This window comes from Microcoleus sp. PH2017_34_RAT_O_A, assembly GCF_020737885.1.
Lineage (GTDB): Bacteria > Cyanobacteriota > Cyanobacteriia > Cyanobacteriales > Microcoleaceae > Microcoleus.
In genome coordinates this window covers 1-17,408 of the sequence record NZ_JAEQDD010000078.1, presented here as the reverse complement: position 1 = coordinate 17,408, position 17,408 = coordinate 1, and the positions used below count along the sequence as shown (strand labels likewise).

The 17,408-nt window shown below is 44.7% G+C and carries 23 protein-coding genes and 2 pseudogenes; 22 read left to right on the top strand and 3 right to left on the bottom strand.

The window, feature by feature from the left end:
• Window positions 1–47 precede the first annotated feature (47 nt).
• The 4 genes from ndhD1 (at window position 48) to JGK11_RS23195 (ending at window position 3,600) form a co-directional block, all read left to right on the top strand.
• Entirely contained in the window at window positions 48–1,634 is a 1,587-nt protein-coding gene (gene ndhD1, locus JGK11_RS23210) for a photosynthetic/respiratory NAD(P)H-quinone oxidoreductase subunit D1 (RefSeq protein WP_293192213.1), read from the top strand.
• A gap of 439 nt (window positions 1,635–2,073) precedes the next feature.
• Window positions 2,074–2,889, top strand: a complete 816-nt coding sequence (locus JGK11_RS23205; RefSeq protein ID WP_293213041.1) for a DUF4375 domain-containing protein — start codon at window positions 2,074–2,076, stop codon at window positions 2,887–2,889.
• A gap of 116 nt (window positions 2,890–3,005) precedes the next feature.
• Window positions 3,006–3,269, top strand: a complete 264-nt coding sequence (locus JGK11_RS23200) for a hypothetical protein (protein ID WP_293192209.1) — start codon at window positions 3,006–3,008, stop codon at window positions 3,267–3,269.
• Window positions 3,253–3,600, top strand: a complete 348-nt coding sequence (locus JGK11_RS23195) for a type II toxin-antitoxin system RelE/ParE family toxin (RefSeq protein WP_293213039.1) — start codon at window positions 3,253–3,255, stop codon at window positions 3,598–3,600. The genes JGK11_RS23200 and JGK11_RS23195 overlap by 17 nt, the downstream gene beginning before the upstream one ends.
• Before the next feature lie 147 nt (window positions 3,601–3,747).
• On the opposite strand, the gene JGK11_RS23190 is transcribed toward JGK11_RS23195, so the two are convergent.
• The gene (locus JGK11_RS23190) at window positions 3,748–4,665 is read right to left on the bottom strand and encodes a LysR family transcriptional regulator (RefSeq protein WP_293213037.1); all 918 of its coding nucleotides are present in this window, start codon (window positions 4,663–4,665) and stop codon (window positions 3,748–3,750) included.
• Between the two features lie 85 nt (window positions 4,666–4,750).
• Here JGK11_RS23190 and JGK11_RS23185 point away from each other — a divergent pair, with 85 nt between their 5' ends.
• From JGK11_RS23185 to JGK11_RS23140, 10 genes are all read left to right on the top strand, one after another.
• On the top strand, window positions 4,751–5,128 hold the full coding sequence (locus tag JGK11_RS23185; protein WP_293182542.1) for a hypothetical protein: 378 nt from the start codon (window positions 4,751–4,753) through the stop codon (window positions 5,126–5,128).
• A 70-nt stretch (window positions 5,129–5,198) separates the two neighbouring features.
• Window positions 5,199–5,903, top strand: a complete 705-nt coding sequence (locus JGK11_RS23180; RefSeq protein WP_293182540.1) for a DUF4079 domain-containing protein — start codon at window positions 5,199–5,201, stop codon at window positions 5,901–5,903.
• 15 nt (window positions 5,904–5,918) lie between these two features.
• Window positions 5,919–6,272: a cupin domain-containing protein gene (locus tag JGK11_RS23175; protein WP_293182538.1), complete on the top strand. Its 354-nt coding sequence runs from the start codon at window positions 5,919–5,921 to the stop codon at window positions 6,270–6,272.
• A 149-nt stretch (window positions 6,273–6,421) separates the two neighbouring features.
• On the top strand, window positions 6,422–7,468 hold the full coding sequence (locus JGK11_RS23170; RefSeq protein WP_293213035.1) for a DMT family transporter: 1,047 nt from the start codon (window positions 6,422–6,424) through the stop codon (window positions 7,466–7,468).
• A 22-nt stretch (window positions 7,469–7,490) separates the two neighbouring features.
• On the top strand, window positions 7,491–8,051 hold the full coding sequence (locus tag JGK11_RS23165) for a DM13 domain-containing protein (RefSeq protein WP_293213033.1): 561 nt from the start codon (window positions 7,491–7,493) through the stop codon (window positions 8,049–8,051).
• Between the two features lie 74 nt (window positions 8,052–8,125).
• Window positions 8,126–8,602: an ester cyclase gene (locus tag JGK11_RS23160; protein ID WP_293192192.1), complete on the top strand. Its 477-nt coding sequence runs from the start codon at window positions 8,126–8,128 to the stop codon at window positions 8,600–8,602.
• A gap of 24 nt (window positions 8,603–8,626) precedes the next feature.
• On the top strand, window positions 8,627–9,088 hold the full coding sequence (locus JGK11_RS23155; protein WP_293192189.1) for a GNAT family N-acetyltransferase: 462 nt from the start codon (window positions 8,627–8,629) through the stop codon (window positions 9,086–9,088).
• Between the two features lie 94 nt (window positions 9,089–9,182).
• Complete coding sequence (locus JGK11_RS23150; RefSeq protein WP_293192186.1) at window positions 9,183–9,605, top strand: ester cyclase; 423 nt, start codon at window positions 9,183–9,185, stop codon at window positions 9,603–9,605.
• 59 nt (window positions 9,606–9,664) lie between these two features.
• The gene (locus JGK11_RS23145; protein WP_293192183.1) at window positions 9,665–9,994 is read left to right on the top strand and encodes a TfoX/Sxy family protein; all 330 of its coding nucleotides are present in this window, start codon (window positions 9,665–9,667) and stop codon (window positions 9,992–9,994) included.
• Window positions 9,991–10,383 carry a VOC family protein gene (locus JGK11_RS23140; protein ID WP_293207550.1) on the top strand — a complete coding sequence of 131 codons (393 nt, stop codon included), beginning with the start codon at window positions 9,991–9,993 and terminating at the stop codon, window positions 10,381–10,383. Before JGK11_RS23145 ends, JGK11_RS23140 begins: the two co-directional genes overlap by 4 nt.
• A gap of 62 nt (window positions 10,384–10,445) precedes the next feature.
• Here JGK11_RS23140 and JGK11_RS23135 read toward each other — a convergent pair.
• Window positions 10,446–10,781, bottom strand: a pseudogene (locus tag JGK11_RS23135) (response regulator); the annotation flags it as partial.
• Between the two features lie 75 nt (window positions 10,782–10,856).
• Window positions 10,857–11,153: pseudogene (locus JGK11_RS23130) on the bottom strand (helix-turn-helix domain-containing protein); the annotation flags it as partial.
• A gap of 183 nt (window positions 11,154–11,336) precedes the next feature.
• Between JGK11_RS23130 and JGK11_RS23125 the strand changes: the two are divergent.
• From JGK11_RS23125 to JGK11_RS23090, 8 genes are all read left to right on the top strand, one after another.
• Window positions 11,337–12,254, top strand: coding sequence for an SMP-30/gluconolactonase/LRE family protein (locus JGK11_RS23125; RefSeq protein ID WP_293192178.1), 918 nt, complete (start codon window positions 11,337–11,339; stop codon window positions 12,252–12,254).
• 15 nt (window positions 12,255–12,269) lie between these two features.
• The gene (locus JGK11_RS23120) at window positions 12,270–12,830 is read left to right on the top strand and encodes an antibiotic biosynthesis monooxygenase (protein ID WP_293187077.1); all 561 of its coding nucleotides are present in this window, start codon (window positions 12,270–12,272) and stop codon (window positions 12,828–12,830) included.
• Between the two features lie 177 nt (window positions 12,831–13,007).
• A complete protein-coding gene (locus tag JGK11_RS23115; RefSeq protein ID WP_293187076.1) occupies window positions 13,008–13,664 on the top strand; it encodes an SDR family NAD(P)-dependent oxidoreductase in 657 nt (218 codons plus the stop codon).
• 244 nt (window positions 13,665–13,908) lie between these two features.
• Complete coding sequence (locus JGK11_RS23110) at window positions 13,909–14,379, top strand: SRPBCC family protein (protein WP_293187075.1); 471 nt, start codon at window positions 13,909–13,911, stop codon at window positions 14,377–14,379.
• 64 nt (window positions 14,380–14,443) lie between these two features.
• Window positions 14,444–15,346, top strand: a complete 903-nt coding sequence (locus tag JGK11_RS23105; RefSeq protein ID WP_293213031.1) for an AraC family transcriptional regulator — start codon at window positions 14,444–14,446, stop codon at window positions 15,344–15,346.
• 191 nt (window positions 15,347–15,537) lie between these two features.
• Window positions 15,538–15,981 (top strand): DUF6640 family protein, encoded by a 444-nt coding sequence (locus JGK11_RS23100; RefSeq protein ID WP_293213029.1) that lies wholly within the window; start codon window positions 15,538–15,540, stop codon window positions 15,979–15,981.
• Window positions 15,982–16,149: 168 nt separating this feature from the next.
• The gene (locus JGK11_RS23095) at window positions 16,150–16,791 is read left to right on the top strand and encodes an isochorismatase family protein (protein ID WP_293213027.1); all 642 of its coding nucleotides are present in this window, start codon (window positions 16,150–16,152) and stop codon (window positions 16,789–16,791) included.
• Window positions 16,792–17,123: 332 nt separating this feature from the next.
• A partial coding sequence (locus JGK11_RS23090; RefSeq protein ID WP_293199328.1) for a hypothetical protein occupies window positions 17,124–17,408 on the top strand: 285 nt, incomplete at its 3' end.

The following is a 17,408-nucleotide window of genomic DNA, read 5'->3' as shown; positions in this document are numbered from 1 at the left end:
CCAAAATGTGTTTAAACCTAATAATTGATGGATAATTTTAAAACGCAATGGATACAGCTAACTTTCCCTGGTTAACAACAACAATTCTGTTTCCCATTGCTGCGGCATTGCTAATTCCTTTGATTCCCGATAAGGATGGCAAGACGGTGCGGTGGTATGCACTAATTGTGGGTTTGATCGATTTTGCCCTACTTGTTTACGCTTTTTGCACTCAGTACGACTTCAGCAATCCAGACTTGCAACTGGTAGAAAGTTATACTTGGGTGCAGCAACTTGATTTAAATTGGTCAGTCGGTGCTGACGGTTTGTCAATGCCGTTGATTTTGCTGACAGGTTTTATTACTACCCTGGCGACTTTAGCAGCTTGGCCGGTCACACTTAAACCAAAGCTATTTTACTTTTTGATGCTGACAATGTACGGCGGGCAAATCGCAGTTTTTGCCGTGCAGGATATGTTGCTGTTTTTCCTGGTTTGGGAACTAGAATTAGTCCCGATTTACCTAATTTTGTCCATCTGGGGTGGCAAAAAGCGCCTCTACGCAGCAACTAAGTTTATCTTGTACACGGCAGGCGGTTCGCTGTTTATTTTGGTTGGCGCCCTGACAATGGCGTTTTATGGCGATACAGTGACTTTCGATATGCGGGCGATCGCAGCCAAAGAATTCGCCCCCAATGTAGAATTGCTCTTGTACACAGGTTTCTTAATAGCCTACGGCGTCAAACTGCCAATTTTCCCCCTGCACACTTGGCTCCCAGACGCCCACGGCGAAGCAACCGCACCCGCCCATATGTTGCTAGCAGGAATTCTGCTGAAAATGGGCGGCTACGCCTTACTGCGGATGAATGCGGGAATGCTCCCCGATGCTCACGCTACCTTCGCACCCCTCTTAGTAATTTTGGGTGTAGTAAACATTGTTTACGCCGCCTTAACCTCCTTTGCTCAGCGCAACTTGAAGCGCAAAATTGCTTATTCTTCGATTTCGCACATGGGGTTTGTGCTGATTGGGATAGCTTCGTTTACCGATTTGGGAACTAGCGGCGCCATGCTGCAAATGGTTTCCCACGGTTTGATCGGGGCGAGTTTGTTCTTTATGGTAGGCTGCACTTACGATCGCACGCACACGCTCATGCTCGACGAAATGGGCGGAGTAGGCAAGAAAATGCGTAAGGTTTTCGCCATGTGGACAGCTTGCTCTATGGCATCTTTAGCTTTGCCGGGAATGAGCGGTTTTGTCGCAGAATTGATGGTATTTGTAGGCTTTGCAACCAGCGACGCTTACAATCCGGTGTTCAAGGTTTGCGTGGTATTTCTGGCTGCTGTTGGCGTAATTTTGACTCCGATTTACCTGCTGTCGATGCTGCGGGAAATCTTCTACGGTTCTGAGAATAAGGAATTGGTGGAACACGAAGAATTGGTGGATGCAGAACCGCGAGAAGTGTTTATTATTGCTGCGCTGTTAGTGCCGATTATTGGCATTGGTTTGTATCCGAAGATGCTGACTCAGGTTTACGATGCGACGACTGTTCAGTTGACTGCAAAGTTGCGGGATTCAGTGCCATCTCTAGTGGCTAAGGCTGCTACGGATCGAACTGTGTCTCTGCGCGCTCCGGCGATCGAGCCGAGTAAGTTATAATTTGAACTGGATTTAGGAATAAAACCCCCAAACTCAGTTTAAAAATCGGGTTTGGGGGTTTTCTATATACTTTAATCTTGGAGGCAGAAACCGGGTTGTTTTACTAAAATACTGCATCATAATCTTTAAAACTTGTGAAAAACCCGGTTTCTTTGGTATTTATGCGTGCGGGACTATACTTCTTAAAACAAATTATTTAAATGGGGAGTTTTTAACCGCAGATATCAGCAGATAAACACAGATGAACGCTGATAGGGTTTCCAGAAGTCTTGGTCTGCGTTCGGAAGTTAATTCGCTCAACTTTCCAAGAAGCAGCGATCGGCGATAATAGATAGGATAGCATTTTGATTGTAGCTGTTGGAAGATGAGAATCTAACCTTCAATGCAAAGTTTGTTGGTACTCAGCTAGAAAGTTATAGCCCAATAGGGGGACGAAAAAATGAGTGAGGATATAGTAGGATCGAAAGATGCTGTCGTGGTATCGGCGGAAAGCATGAAGAGCGATGATATCCGCGCGACGATCCAATCAAATATTGACTTTGTGAATGCACTATTTGAAGAGCTTCTGAATCCCTCAGAAATTTCTCACCACGCACTCCTCAGTTACTACGTCGATTACTACCTCGCGCAGGTGAACAATGGCGGTTTTGCTCAGTTTGTCTATAACACAAGGTGGAAGCCTGCGGTCATTGCGCTAGTCAAAGAAGGCCTTCAGCAAATCGGCGCGACACAACATACCGATCTTTTTGCAAAAGGAGAGGCGTTGGTTACAGCAGGAAAGACAAAGTTAGCATCGTTCTTTTCGAGTGGGTTATTCGGCGAAAATGCTGAGAGAGACAGGCTAAATGGCATAAATGAGAACTTTTATTCGATCGAACAAGAGGAGAGTCTCGAACGATTAAATGCTAACTGGTTAAAAGCGCGCCCCGGTCTGATTGTTGTAGCAGAAGATCGAATCCAACAGGAAGTCACTCGACGAGCATTGAGTATTTCCGATCGCGAGGCCCGGCTCGCCCAGGCCCGTGCTGCCGAGCCGAGATACATGAAACTGATACGAGCCTTGTGCGATGCAGCCGGCCATACGCTTGAGCGCGTTACGGCAGGCGATACTATGAATGAGTACGGTGGTGAAAGAATACTCGCTTGGCACTTTATTACTGACAATGGGCATCACTTCATGATGGAGGCTGACGGGAAGGCAATGATGTTTTCTGGAAAGTCCAAGGAACAGATTGCGGAGCTGGTAGTGGTATAACTATGCGGCCAAATTAATAGTTAGGTTGATGCACTATTTTTTTTAGTCTTTACTCTTAATTTTTATTGTTTCGATATTTGCTAGAATAGAAGCTAATACTAACCAAACTGCAACTCATGCTAAAAACCATTGAAGGCATTTATCATAATGGGCAGATTCAGCTCGCCTCGCTACCACAAGATATTAGCGATCGCTCTCAAGTTCTCGTCACCTTTCTCGATCCAAACAAAATAGATCCAATTAAACTGCGCCAACTGATCGATCAATTAGAAACAATCGCAGGTATTCAGCAAGGTTTCGAGGAACTCAACGCCGGACTTACTCGCCCTATCGAAAATTTTGTCCAAGAAATGCAGCAGAAATATGACATTTCAGGTTGAAATTACCCCGATCGCCTCTTCTGAGATTGAGCAAGCCTACCGCTGGTATCGAGAGCGCAATCCCGATTTTGCCGATCGCTGGTTTCGAGGTTTGATGAATGAAATCGCAACACTCCAAGAAAAACCTCGGCGCTGTGGCTTAGCAGTTGAAAGCGAGATTTTTCCTGAAGAAGTTCGGCAGTTACTTTATGGGAAATCCAAAAACATTTACCGGGTCTTGTTTGCGATTCGAGATACTACGGTTTATGTATTGTATGTCCGCCATAGCGCTCGATCGCCCTTAACGGCAGATGACTTGAATGAACTAGAAGGTGGAGTTGAGAATTTTTAGGAACCGATCGTGCCTCGATCGTCATACCCAAGACTTCAAAATTACCAATCGATCGCCGTAAAATTCGGTGGGATAGCCCTTTTCTTTTTTAGTCTTAATTGTTCTTGTTTCTATAATTGCCAGAAGAGAATAGAATACTAATTAATCTCAAACCCACGGATCGAGCTTAAATTCTGCCTCTAAAAAATCAATAAAACAAGTTATTTTTGCTGGATAAAAACGGCTGCGACGATATACCCCATTAATTGGTAACGGAGTTGGTTGATAATCCTCCAACACAACCTTGAGATCGCCCCGGTAAATTTCATCACCAAACATCCAGACCGGCGCTACCGCAATCCCCAAACCCGATAACACTGCTGCTCGAATCGCCACAGAACTATTAGTTTGAAAACAACCCCCAACTTGCACCTTGATAGTGCCATCTGTTCCTTGAAAATGCCATTCATTGCCTGTTGACAGATGCGTATAGACAATACAATCACGATCCACTAAATCATCCGGTGTTTGAGGTTCTCCCGCTTGCTCAAAATAGCCTGTTGTTGCCACTGTGACGCGGCGAGTCGTGCCAATGCGATGGCTAATCAGGGAACTATCGGGACGATTACCAATGCGGATCAACAGGTCTAATCCATTCTCTACAATGTCCACAAAACTATCGGCCATCATCAGATCGATCTTGACATCGGGATAGCGTTTCATAAAGGCTTTTAAACGGGGGACAATCTGCTTTTCCCCAAACAGCACGGGACAGCCCAATCGCAAAATACCTGTTGCTCGTTCTTTTCCTGTTAAACTGGCCTCCGCTTCGGCGACGGTTTCCAAAATTTGCTGACAGTATTGATAGTATCTTTTCCCCTCCTCAGTCAAATTCAAGTTGGTAGTTGAACGAGTGATTAATTGTACCCCCAGATATTTTTCCAGAGCGGCGATTTGCTTGCTAATTGTCGGTTGCGTCGTCTGTTGTTCCCGCGCTACGGCCGAAAAACTCTTCATTTCGATCGCCCGAACGAAAGTCTGCATACAGGCAATTCGATCCATACCGTACCTATTCCAAAATGGCATATAGTATATTCTATTATGCCTCCTTCTCAAAAAAATTGAAATAGATGATGATGTTCGCATCAACCATTCTCACCAAAAAACGAAGATGTTAAAACTCAAATCCCTCAGTCCTCTGTTCGCCACCCTCGCTATTGCTAGCGCTATCAGTGCGGGAGATGTAGCTGTACATAGCTTTTTGCCAAAATTCCAAAATACGGCAATAGCAGCCCCGGAAATAACGGTTCAGGAAAAGATCCAGATTATTACTAAAAGTAAAGGACAAGTTGGTAGTGGCGACCAATTGCGACGATTTTTCTATGGTGATTTATTACCATTAGGAGTACAACCCGGTGGGGCAGGCATGGTGGTCAATCTCTACAACAAGGCCAACAATGTTACCTTCTCTTACTGTGCAACCTTTGATGTTGTTGTCGCTGTGAAACAAGGGAGAGTAGCGAGTTTTCCCGCCGCTGAAGTGAAGTAATTTGCCTGTTCCCTTGCTGAGTGTAAGTAAGGGAAAATTCGCGATATATATAATTGAATGGATATTTAACATGGAACTTCAAGACTTCTTTGCATTGTTACATCCGGCGATCGCCATTATCGTGGTTTTTCCCTTAATCGGCATTGTGGTGAATCGCGCCCTACTCACCCGTCAACGTCGTCTGCAAGTTGCCGGTGGCGAAAAAAGTAAAATTCCGCCCGTAGTAGGTTCCGAGCACGTAGCGATCGGTAGTTGGTTGAGCCGCTCAGTTGTAGGGGTTGCCCTACTGGGAATGGCCTATCCCATTTTTTCAAAAATGCTCAGTAACGACACCCTTACTAAAGAACCATTTCGAGTCTTTTTTGTCATCGCCATTTTCCTGTTAAGCATTGCTTCTTTCACGCTACTATTTAAGGCAAATGTTAAACTATGGCGAGGCATTTTTGCCACTTTTACGGGAATGGGATTGATGATTTTAGGGTTTCAACCAGAAATCTTTCGTCGAGATAATGAATGGTTTGTTTCCCATTACTACTACGGTATTACAGCCGCTTTATTAATGATTTTTTCAGTGGCGATCGTCCAAGATATTTATCAGGATAGACAAAATCGCTGGCGCACCGCTCATATTATTCTCAATTGTTTTGCTCTACTGCTGTTTATCGGTCAGGGAATGACTGGTACAAGAGATTTACTAGAGATTCCCCTCCATTGGCAATCACAATACATTTATCAATGTGATTTCACCAATAAAACCTGTCCGCAACCCAAATAAAACGGTAATTTTCAAATGATGAAATCAAGAGTTTTTCCCCTGGAAGCTGATGTGCGTTTCTCGGATGAATCTGCTACGGTGACTGAAATTATTAAGACTAAAAATGCTAGTATCGCTATTTGGGGAGTCAAGCCTGGGCAAATTGTAGAAGCTCATTGTCACCCGGATGGACAAGATACCTGGGTGATGCTACGGGGCGCTTTGACGTATTATTTAGGGAATGGTCAAAGCCAAAGCTTGAATGCTGGTGAAGTTGCGATCGCAGACAAAAATCAGATTCATGGTGCAGTGAATGACAATAGTGAAGATGCTGTGTTTATCTCCATTTATTCTGCTCCCCAAATTGGCTATGAAAAGGCATCACTTTAAACTAATTTAATGTAAAGTTTTATAGTTTAAATGAGTCGTGAAACTCTCTTCTGTTTCGGTTTTTCGCGTTCTTCGCGTCTTCGCGGTTCGTTTAAAATTTTTGAATTATTGCCTGAATTCATTTTATAAAATCAACATCAATAAAAAGAATGAAAGTTGCCAATAAAGTGCATATAATTTTAATGAAAGTTCCTGCCCCGATGTATCTTGGCATAGCTGTTTTGATTTTTGCAACTTCTAATTCTGTTACTAAAAAAATAGTTGAGATTGGTCAAAATCATGCGATCGATGGCAGAAATCCCATCTCACTGTGCAATGTTTTATTTGTGGGTAATATCTGTGCTTTGGGGTTAATGACTCTAATTTTTCATCAAGATTGGCAACCGCAGACTCTGAAAGCTTTGACTGGTAAAGATTGGATTAGTTTAACCATTACAGGTATTTTATCGGGGGCGATCGCTCCAGCGTTAATTTTTCAAGCCCTCGGACAGACAAATATTACTAATATCGTGTTAATTGGGCGTATCGAACCAATTTTAACCCTGGTGTTGGGTGTTTGGCTGTTGGGATCGCGGGTCAATTCGTGGGCAAGTGCAGGGGCTCTGGTTTCCTTGGCTGGGGTGATAGTGACTGCTTTTTTAGGGAGTTCAGGGCCGATGATGACGATGGCTGGATTTCAAATTGGAATAGGAGAAATTTGTGTGGCGATCGCAGCGATCATTGGTTCCATTGCTACCGTCGTTGGTAAACTGCAATTACAATCGATTCCCTTGGGAATTTTTACAATTTATCGCAATATTCTGGGGACGGTAATTTTTTTCCTATTGGCTAATCTCCTTTACGGGCCAAACCATTTTGCAGAAGTGTTATCTCCTTTTCTGTGGCAATGGATGATAATCTATGCGGCGGTTATTGTCGTCCTGGGTCAATTATGTTGGTTGGCTGGTTTAAAAAATGCGACTTCAACAGAACTCAACCTAGCTAGTTTATTTAATCCAATTGCAGCTATAGTTATGGGATATTTAATTTTAGGGGAAGCTCCTACTTTAGCTCAATATTTAGGGGGAAGTTTGTTGTTTGTGGGGATTGTCTTGGGTTTTATTGGCAACCTATATGAGGCTAAAATAAATCGACAATTAGTTGACCTCAATCCTCGGGATGCTATGGAAACTGCGATCGGTTTCCGGGGAGTTTAATGTTTTAAGGAGGAAGCTTTTTATGAAACGCCGCTATTTCAACTTTGCTAGTATTACCTTTGTGTCAACAATTGCGATCGGCTGCATCAAAACCGCTGGCGATCGAACTGCTATTGCGTCATCCGGTACTTCTGAAACAATGCCAACGCCTGTGGCAGCTTCCCCTCCAACTAAGCCAGTGACGACACCCGCAACGGCTCAACCCGCAAAAGTTCTAACTTCTGGCACTTTTGTCGATGGCGAACACCCCACAAAAGGCACTGCCCGCATTGTCCAGAAAGGGAATGAGCGCATTCTGGAACTCGATCGAGCATTTCAAACCTCAACGTCTGGTCCTGATTTGGTCGTGATTTTGCACAAATCGCCCGATGTTATTGGCTCGACAGTTCCCCCAGCCTATCCCATCAAGAAAGGGGACTATGTGTCGATCGCGCCACTCAAGTCATACAGCGGTGCTCAAAGCTATGTGATTCCTGCCAGCATCAACTCAGAAGATTTTGCTTCGGCGGCAATTTGGTGTCGCAAGTTCAATGCCACCTTTGGTGCTGCCAGACTTCAGAGATTGAGTTCCGCAAGGCTCTGACCAATAATTTCTTGATGCTACAAGAAAGAGGATTTATCCGTGGAATCAATCAAAAATCAAAAATCAAAAGTCGAATGACTGACCAAAACAAAGCAATCGTTCTCCAGTTCTACAAAGCTTTTGACGATCGCAAAATGGAACAAGCCTTAGAACTGTTAGCGCCGAATTTTATTGCTCGCATGGCCGGAATGCCAAAGCCATTAAACGGGGAGGAGTTCAAGCAGTTCGGGATGTCGTTTTATCTAGCTTTCAGTCAGGGTGAACACGTTTTTGATGAGGTCATAGTTGCAGGTGATAAAGTGGTGACGTGCGGAAAATTCACAGCAACACACCTCGGAGAATTTCAAGGTTTGCCACCCACGGGAAAACAAATTAGCTTAGCTGTTATGCACATCGATCGCATCGAAAACGGCAAAATCGCGGAGCATTGGGGCCAGGGCGATGCACTGGGATTAATGCAACAGTTAGGGATTGTATTCTTGCCTGGGCCAAAGCTAATACCGCACATTTTGAGAGGTGCTGTGTCTAAACTGTTTCAGAAATCTGCCTAGATTTGCATACCCACGGAGTTTGCTATGATTCGATCGATCGCGCCCGATGACACGACTGCATTAATCGCCTTAGTTGAGGCAATTGGATTCGAGCCGCACGAGACCGAAGAACTCGCCCTCATGCTGGCAGACCACTTCGACGGCAAAAATAGCCAAGACATCTGGCTCACCGACGATGACGACGGGCTGGTGGGGGTCGCCTATGTTGCGCCGGAACGAATGACCGAGGGGACGTGGAATCTATATCTAATTGCCGTCCACCCCGATCGTCAGCAGCAAGGACGCGGTGCAGCACTGCTAGCCCACGTCGAACAGATGTTAGCGCAGCGCGGCGATCGCGTGCTACTTGTGGAAACATCGGGACTGGAGAGCTTCGAGTACGTTCGATCGTTCTACCGCAAGAGCGGTTACGACGAGGAAGCACGAATCCGCGAGTTCTACAAGGCGGGCGAGGACAAGATCGTTTTCCGTAAAGCGCTGAACTAACTTGTTGCATAATCAACGCCTACGTCGATAAAATCATTCAGACTTTTGAAATTGTATACTGCCCTATTAAGGACTAATCTCCGGAGAAAAACCGATGAACGAATCTGATAAAAACAAGCAGATCGTCCAGAACTTTATCCAAGTGGTTTGGAACGGTCGCGATCTCTCGGCATTGAAAGATTTCTGGGCAGAAGATTGTGTAAACCATGCGATGCTAGGAACAGACAATCGCGGTCTTAATGCGCTGCGGATCTATCATGATTCATTCTTTGATGATTTTTTCTCCGCTTTCCCCGACATCGAGATTGAGATCGTGCAGCAGGTTGTCGAAGGCGATCGAATCGCGACATATATCACTAGCCAAGGTACACACAGTGGCACGTTTTATGGCACTCCACCAACAGGTAAAACTATTTCAACATCCGTAATCCGGATCGATCGCGTTCGAGACGGAAAAATTGCCGAACATTGGTCTGTTTCCGATGCGGCAGGTTTAATGCAACAACTTCAATCCTGAATTCCAGCAATTTGAGAATGTGTTGTCTACATTCGCTAGGAGAATATATGTCCTCGGACTTGAACTTTGTTGAATATATTCTGGATCAAATAAACCAAGCGGGGCAAGTCTCTTTCAAAAAAATGTTTGGCGAATATGCGATCTACTGCGACGAGAAAGTCGTCGCGCTTGTTTGCGATAACCAACTGTTCATAAAGGCGACTGCTGGTGGGCGATCGATGATTGATAGTATCGTAGAAGCCCCCCCATACCCAGGTGCAAAACCATACTTTCTGATTGGAGAACAGCTTGACGATCGGCATTGGATGTCGAATCTTATTCGTTTGACAGCAAGTGAGCTTCCGGCCCCAAAACCAAAGAAATCAAAGTTCAAAAAGGCAAAAATATGAAATTTGGTTACACCATTATCTACGTCTCGTCGGTTGCAGATGCACTGACCTTTTACAAGGAGGCATTCGGCTTTGAAACGCGCTTTTTGCATGAGTCTGGCGAGTATGGCGAGTTGAACACGGGCGAAACGGTTCTTGCTTTTGCCTCCCATGCGATGGGTGAAATGAATCTTGACGGACATTATCAAAAAAGCGATCTCAGTGCTACACCCTTTGGAGTTGAGCTGGCGTTTGTCGCCGATGATGTAGCATCTGCCTATACCAAGGCAATTGCTGCTGGAGCGGTTTCTGTCAAGGAGCCGACCATAAAGCCTTGGGGTCAAGTGGTTGCATATGTTCGTTCTAGAGAAGGATCATTAATTGAGCTTTGTTCTCCGATCGGCGCATAACAACGCCCATGCACACCGACCGTAAAAACTTAATCGGCGTTGATTGGGAATATTGGGCTGCTTTAGTTATCTACTAGCGACCCAGTTAAACTAGCTAGAGAGCAAACTAATTCTGCGATATCCACAGGCTGAGTCAGACAAATCTGGAAACCAGAGCGAAGAGCTTGCCGACGATCGCCAGAACTTGCAACAGCGATCAGTGCGATCGTGGCAATTTGCTTGCCTTGCGCTGACTCCAGCTCTTTGATTTGATGAACGAGCGTGTATACTTGGTCGTCTGGCATATCTGTGTCAATGACTAAGGCTTGAGGTTGTGTTAGATCGAAAGTCTGTAGCGCCTCGATTGTGGAGGTAGCGATCGCTACTTGTACCCCGTGAGATTCCAGTTCCGATCGCAAAAAACCTCCCATTTCTGGACTAACAATAAGAACGCGCAAGCCTGTCAAATCCCGTAAACCAAACTTAAATTCAGGCAGTTGATTTTTTCCCCATTCACACATTAACTCGATGATCGGGCTGAGAGTTTCACCTAAAGGCGTGATGGAGTATTCTACTCGTCGAGGCATCTCACGATAGGCTTCTCGATCGATCAAACCATCTTTTTCCAACTCCCGCAATTGCTGCGTCAAAATTTTTGCGGAGATTCCAGGAATAAGATGTTTCAGTTCTCCAAAGCTTTTCCTGTGCTGCCTTAGCCACCACAGAATCACACTTTTCCACTTTCCACTAATGCGTTCAATCGTCAGCTCAACTGGACATCCAAATTTCATAGGTAAAACATTTCCATTAGTATCCATTTGGTAACTATAGATGTGACTGTGCTACTCTCGATTCAGCGTTGGGTGAGTGCCCTTCGCGCAAATAATATCGAAGTCTCGTCGCACTGTCCATTCTTTTCAGTGTCTGACCAACTTGTGGATTGTCTGACTATACTCGAAAAAGGAACGATCGCAATGTCTACACCAATTGGATTACCGCCTATCTTTGAAAGCACTCCCATTGAGTTGGTGCCAAGCCAACAAATCGCGGAATTTCCTGCCAATACATTTCTAGAAAGTATCGCGATCGACTCTGACAATACGTTATTTATTGCCAACCATTTTGAAGGAAAGATCGTTCGCATCGGGCAAGATCGAATCCCCGTAACTCATGCCACGATCTCAGGTAAGGCAGCAGGTCTAGCTTTTCTGTCAGAAACAGAACTATTGCTGACAGGTTGGAATCAAGACGGAATTTCCACCATCTTTAAAGTTTCATCTCAAGGTTCAGTAGAAACTTTACTAACAATGCCAGATGCAATCTTCCTGAATGGAATCACGCATTTGACTGGTAGTCGCTATGCGATCGCTGATTCCTATCGAGGTGCGATTTGGGAATTAGATGTAGCCCAAGTCAGCACTCGCATTTGGCTCGAACATCCTTTGTTGGCGCGAACCTCCGCAGAGCAAGAAATTCCCGGAGCTAATGGACTCAAAATCTTTAACAATGTGCTTTATGTATCGAATACCCAAAAGCAGCATATTGTTCGGATTCCGATTCTCGAAGATGCTGAGCCAGGGGAACCAACAATTTTTATCGATCGCGTAAACATTGACGACTTTGCCTTCGATCGCAACGGTAATCTCTACGGCACTACACACATTTATAACAGTGTGGTCAAGATTACACCAGATGGTAAAATAACCACGATCGCCGAAGCAGAACAAGGAATGGCAGGAACTACAGCCTTAGCATTCGGTCGTACTGGGCGCGATCGCACCAGTATTTACGTGGTAAGCAACGGTGGTATGTCATATCCATTGCCATCAGGAATTGAGTCGGCAAAAGTTGTACGTCTAGAAATTGGTGCTGAAGGATTACCGCTAATCTAGTTGGAAGTTTTTTGCATGAATCCATTGAATCAATCTGACGATCCTCCAGTAACTGTTGATATTCTGCAACAAGTCAAGCCTGGTTGTGAGGATGAATTCGATCGAGTTTTGAGCGATATATTAGTCGCTGCTGCGGCATTTGAAGGACATTTGGGAGTGAATATCTTCCGTTCAAGCGATCGCAGCAACCGAGAATATCGCATCGTCTTCAAGTTCGACCATTTGAGTAATTTGACCAGTTGGGAAAATTCTCCAATTCGTCATCGGCTTTTGGAACGAATCAAGCGGCTAACTGTTAATTCCAAGTATCAACGGCTGACGGGGTTAGAGACATGGTTTACCTTGCCAATTCAAGGGGCGATCGTGCCACCGCCCCGTTACAAAATGGTACTCGTTACTTGGCTAGTGATTTTTCCATTGATTAACATCATTCCACCCTTCTTAAATCAATTGCTTTTTCCATTGCCAACTTTGTTACGCAGTGCGATCGGTGCAGCTTTCATGGTTTCGTTAATGACCTACATCATCATGCCACGGGTGACAAAGTTATTTGCTAAGTGGCTCTATCCAAAGTAGAATACTCTTAAGTTCATTCATGAACTAAGGTCACGATGAAACCACTTTGTACGGATTGCCAAAAGTCGATCGAATGTCAAGGCTATCTACGATAGGATGATTGGCAACATTAGAATTTGAGCTGTTGATGACACTCATTATCACACCGATAATTTTGAAGTAAATTCGGGTAAAAAAATGAATCAACCGATATGTGCGATCGCTGGATTTGGAGCAGGAGTGAGCATGGGCGTAGCCAAGGCATTTGCCAAGGAAGGCTACAGTTTGGCACTCATGGCTCGGAATTTGGAAAAACTAGAAGTAAATGCTCAAGAACTCCGTCAGGCAGGCTATACGGTTTATACCTTTGCAGCAGATGCCGGGAATCAAGAATCCTTAATTCAAGCTTTTACTGAGATTCGCAAATTGGCAGATCCAGAAGTATTGATTTATAATGCCGCCGTGATGGCGATGGGTAAGCCTAGCGAACTAACACCTGAGAAGTTAATCGCCGATTTTAATGTGAATGTCATTGGTGCCTTGGTTGCAGCACAGCAGGTGATTCCAGCGATGAAAACAAGTAAGAAAGGCACAATCTTGCTCACAGGTGGAGGTCTAGCATTATATCCAGATGCGGATTTAGTCTCTTTGGCGATCGGCAAATCAGGGCTAAGGAGTTTGACATTTTGTCTAGCTCAAGAATTGAAGGAGTTTGGGATTCATGTAGGTACTGTGACTATCTGTGGCACAGTAGAAGTCGGTACGCATTTCGATCCTGATGCGATCGCTAAATCTTATATTGCGCTACACAATCGATCGTCAGCAGATTCTGAAGTCGAAGTGATTTACAAATAATAATTTCTTCTGACAACCCTCAACTACTTTTCAACTACAAAAGACGATGGATACTACAAGTCCAGGAGAGCTGTTTGATATCAAATCCGGCTGCATCGGAATGATATAGAGTCCAAGGCAGTGCCGTTTCCCTACCGCGATGAATTGTAGGGACACGGCACTGCCTTGGACTCTGTCTTCTCCGTTTATATCATTCCGATGCAAACAGATTTGATATTAGATATTACAAAAAGGCGAAGATTTCATGAGCTTACTTTCAGCAACCATTAAGACTACCGTTACAGCTAGTCAAACAGCGGCTTTTGAGCATATTGTGCCTATTGACCTCACTTCTATATTTAAAGGTTATGGGCTGCTACCATCTGTCACGGGGATTAAGAACCAAGTTGGAAATTGGGACATCGCAGGGCAAACCCGCACTGTACATTTATCAGATAATAGCTCCGTCCAAGAGCTACTGACAAAATATGAGCATCCGCGATACTTTAGCTACACGGTTAGCGGTTTTACTGGGGTGCTGGGGTTTCTTACAACTTCTGCGAATGGCGAGTGGTGGTTTAGTATCAACTCATCAGGTCAGACTACGATCGAGTGGCGTTATACATTCAATGCACGGTCTGTTTTAGCGGTTCCAATCCTTTGGTTGATTACCAATTTACTCTGGCGCAACTATATGAATAATGCGCTGCAACGATCGAAAGCACTGATTGAGTAGAATATGACCTAACCAGCGATCGCATTCGGAATCGATCCAAGTCCTTACATCCAGAGTTTATAAAATGCCAGAAAAACAGCCCTTAACTATCGATTTTACTCAGAAAGATGATGTTATGAAAGTTGTCCCCCGCTTGCCGCTGCGATCGAGCGAAAATTTGGGCTGGAATGGGATTCATGTTCAACAACATTGTCAACCTGCTTGGGAATCACCTGAATACGCTCACACTACACATATTGTGGTTGTCGGACTCAGTTCGGATTTGGTTCAGACAGAACGTTGGTTTGATGGACGCAGGCAGCAAGAGCAGATTGGCGGCGGAAATAATATTGCGATCGTCCCGGCAATGGTTCAGCATCGGAGCAGTTGGAATCAAGAAGCCTCCTTTTCCGTGTTATCCCTTGAACCCGATCGCTTGACTAAAATTGCCTATGAATCATTTACAACGGAGCGGATCGAACTCATTCCGCATTATGCAATGCAGGATACATTCATCGATCGCATTGGCAAGTCTCTGACAGCAGAACTTATAGAGGCTCGATTTGGCAGTCAGTTATTGGTAGACTCCTTGAAGATCGCACTTTCAATTCATCTGTTGAGGCATTATTCAGATTGGCACAAACCCTTGCGCGACTACCAGGGAGGGATGCCGAAGTGGAAAATGCAACGAGCGATCGCATATATCCACGATCATTTAGCTGAAAATCTAACTATTGCAGCGATCGCCGATGAATTAGAGATGAGTCAATATTATTTCTCACGGTTATTTAAGCAATCGATCGGTGTATCACCCTATCGATATGTAATGGAGCAAAGAATCGAATCAGCAAAACATTTATTGAAAAAAACTCCACTACCAATTTCGATGATTGCCGATCGGGTTGGTTTTGCCAATCAAAATCAATTGACAATCCAATTTCGGAACTTGACGGGTACAACACCTAGCAACTATCGCAAACACTTTTGATGTCCAGCCTCATAGCAAGATTCTAATAAATGGGGCAAGAATCAATGATTAATCCGGATTTTTTCTGACGCGATCGTGAGTCAGCAGAAATCTTTGCTAGGCTTGACTGCGTACTGAGGTACGGCGGAAGATGAACTTTATCGTTTCACTTCCAAACTAAAACGATTCGGGTTAGCTTAAAGGAGACAAAAATGAGCAGAAAGTTGAATTTAAGTAGATTTGCCATCTCTCTCATAGCCGTTATTAGTTCCCTGAGTCCCTTCTTAGCCGATTTCAATGAAACTCATGTTTTCAATCCACTTTGGCCGCCACACGCCAAATTTCATAACGGACAAACGATGACTTTGGGTCTTATTTGCGGGATTATATCGCTTTATTTTCTATGGTTTCGCAAGGTTTCTACTGACATTGAAAACTTAAAGATGTCTTGCTTATTTGCGACTCTTTACTGGATGGCAATGGCACCAGCAATTCTCTATCCTGGAACGGCATTCGCTGACCCAGAATATGGTGGTCTTCAATCATTTTCATTAGGGGGTTTCCCAATTACACAAGTTCACATGGATTTTCTATTTTTTATCATTTTGGGAATTTGCTACTACACGGAAAGCAATCGAATGAAAAAATCTTCATAAATTTCGTGAAATTTCATGGAACATACTAAGGTTTTCTCAAAGAGCCGGAAAACTTTGGCTGAGGCTGAACTCTAAAACGCTGCGATCGATTTGAACGATCGCAAGAATCATCTACTTCAAAGCTCAGTTTCAGACTTTATAGATCGTTCAAACAGAAGGAGAATCTCCATGAATTATGAAAAGTTCGAGATGCTTGACGACCAAAATGCCTGTGCGCTGCTGATTGACCACCAAGCAGGATTAATGTTATTTTGCGGTGATATTGACCCAATTCACCTTCGCAACAACTGCATCGCGCTGGCAAAAGTGCTTAAACTGCATAACATTCCGGTCGTGATGTCCGCTGCCGCGTTCGGACCCGCAGGGCCTCTGGGTCCGTTCCTACCGGAAATACTGGAGCTGTTCCCCGACGTACAGCCCATCTATCGCACCAAAATCAATTCGATGCACGATCCACGTATACGAGAAGCGATCGAAGCCACCGGTCGCAAAAAAGTGATCGCGGCTGGCATCACAGCAGACTTCTGTGTTGGGATTCCCGCAAAGACTCTGGCGGCGGAGGGCTACGATGTTCGACTTGTCATGGACGCTTCGGGGAACTATAGCAATCAGGTGCTGGCAGCCTCAACCGCCAACCTGACTCAATACGGCGTGAAGGTAACCAACTGGCTCAGTGTGGCTTGTGAACTTCAACAGGACTGGGCGATCGAGAAGACGGCACAAGGACTGCTGGAGATCTATCGCGAGCATCTGCCGGAGTGGTCTATGCTACAACTTACGTCGGACACCTGGAAATCCTTGCAGAAGTAGTTTTAGAGGTCGATTCTCCGAAACCGAGAAACACGGTCAATGACCCGCCGCTAATACGCAATCGACTTGGAAAAAGGTCGAGAATCGATAGGAATCGATCGCACCGAGTAGGATGCTCGGTCAGAAGCTGTCTTAGTGCGTGAGAACTTTAGTTAATTCTGAACGCTGCGATCGATTTGAACAATCGCAAGAATCACCTAACTGATTCTAGATATTCCGCAAGAAAGGTCTATCTTTTCATCCCATAACCAAGGTATTTTTTCTAGCCAAACCCGATAGTTTCGTTGCGCCTCGTTTCTTATTCCCTAACAATTTAACTGAGGTATATCAGTATGCATCGAGCAAAACTCGCCAGATGGTTGCTTATCACCGCAGCTATTTCCACCCTGACGATACCCATTGGGGTTGATGCAGTTTTGTTAGCAAACGGTCACATGAACAACCCGGCTTGGTTGCCTCACGCCAAACTCCACTGTGCCATGTCTTTCTTTGCGGCTGCCTCGTTGGGAAGTGCCGCTTTAGCAATTTTAAAAGTGCGTCCCACGAGCGATCGCTTTTCAATGGGTTTGGCTGCATTTCTCGGATCTGCGTTCTGGGTTGGGCTAATTGGCGCGGGG

Coding starts and splice junctions, on each gene's coding strand:
- ndhD1 (WP_293192213.1), top strand. CDS start 48: ATGGATACAGCTAACTTTCCCTGGTTAACAACAACAATTCTGTTTCCC.
- JGK11_RS23205 (WP_293213041.1), top strand. CDS start 2,074: ATGAGTGAGGATATAGTAGGATCGAAAGATGCTGTCGTGGTATCGGCG.
- JGK11_RS23200 (WP_293192209.1), top strand. CDS start 3,006: ATGCTAAAAACCATTGAAGGCATTTATCATAATGGGCAGATTCAGCTC.
- JGK11_RS23195 (WP_293213039.1), top strand. CDS start 3,253: ATGACATTTCAGGTTGAAATTACCCCGATCGCCTCTTCTGAGATTGAG.
- JGK11_RS23190 (WP_293213037.1), bottom strand. CDS start 4,665: ATGCCATTTTGGAATAGGTACGGTATGGATCGAATTGCCTGTATGCAG.
- JGK11_RS23185 (WP_293182542.1), top strand. CDS start 4,751: ATGTTAAAACTCAAATCCCTCAGTCCTCTGTTCGCCACCCTCGCTATT.
- JGK11_RS23180 (WP_293182540.1), top strand. CDS start 5,199: ATGGAACTTCAAGACTTCTTTGCATTGTTACATCCGGCGATCGCCATT.
- JGK11_RS23175 (WP_293182538.1), top strand. CDS start 5,919: ATGATGAAATCAAGAGTTTTTCCCCTGGAAGCTGATGTGCGTTTCTCG.
- JGK11_RS23170 (WP_293213035.1), top strand. CDS start 6,422: ATGAAAGTTGCCAATAAAGTGCATATAATTTTAATGAAAGTTCCTGCC.
- JGK11_RS23165 (WP_293213033.1), top strand. CDS start 7,491: ATGAAACGCCGCTATTTCAACTTTGCTAGTATTACCTTTGTGTCAACA.
- JGK11_RS23160 (WP_293192192.1), top strand. CDS start 8,126: ATGACTGACCAAAACAAAGCAATCGTTCTCCAGTTCTACAAAGCTTTT.
- JGK11_RS23155 (WP_293192189.1), top strand. CDS start 8,627: ATGATTCGATCGATCGCGCCCGATGACACGACTGCATTAATCGCCTTA.
- JGK11_RS23150 (WP_293192186.1), top strand. CDS start 9,183: ATGAACGAATCTGATAAAAACAAGCAGATCGTCCAGAACTTTATCCAA.
- JGK11_RS23140 (WP_293207550.1), top strand. CDS start 9,991: ATGAAATTTGGTTACACCATTATCTACGTCTCGTCGGTTGCAGATGCA.
- JGK11_RS23125 (WP_293192178.1), top strand. CDS start 11,337: ATGTCTACACCAATTGGATTACCGCCTATCTTTGAAAGCACTCCCATT.
- JGK11_RS23120 (WP_293187077.1), top strand. CDS start 12,270: ATGAATCCATTGAATCAATCTGACGATCCTCCAGTAACTGTTGATATT.
- JGK11_RS23115 (WP_293187076.1), top strand. CDS start 13,008: ATGAATCAACCGATATGTGCGATCGCTGGATTTGGAGCAGGAGTGAGC.
- JGK11_RS23110 (WP_293187075.1), top strand. CDS start 13,909: ATGAGCTTACTTTCAGCAACCATTAAGACTACCGTTACAGCTAGTCAA.
- JGK11_RS23105 (WP_293213031.1), top strand. CDS start 14,444: ATGCCAGAAAAACAGCCCTTAACTATCGATTTTACTCAGAAAGATGAT.
- JGK11_RS23100 (WP_293213029.1), top strand. CDS start 15,538: ATGAGCAGAAAGTTGAATTTAAGTAGATTTGCCATCTCTCTCATAGCC.
- JGK11_RS23095 (WP_293213027.1), top strand. CDS start 16,150: ATGAATTATGAAAAGTTCGAGATGCTTGACGACCAAAATGCCTGTGCG.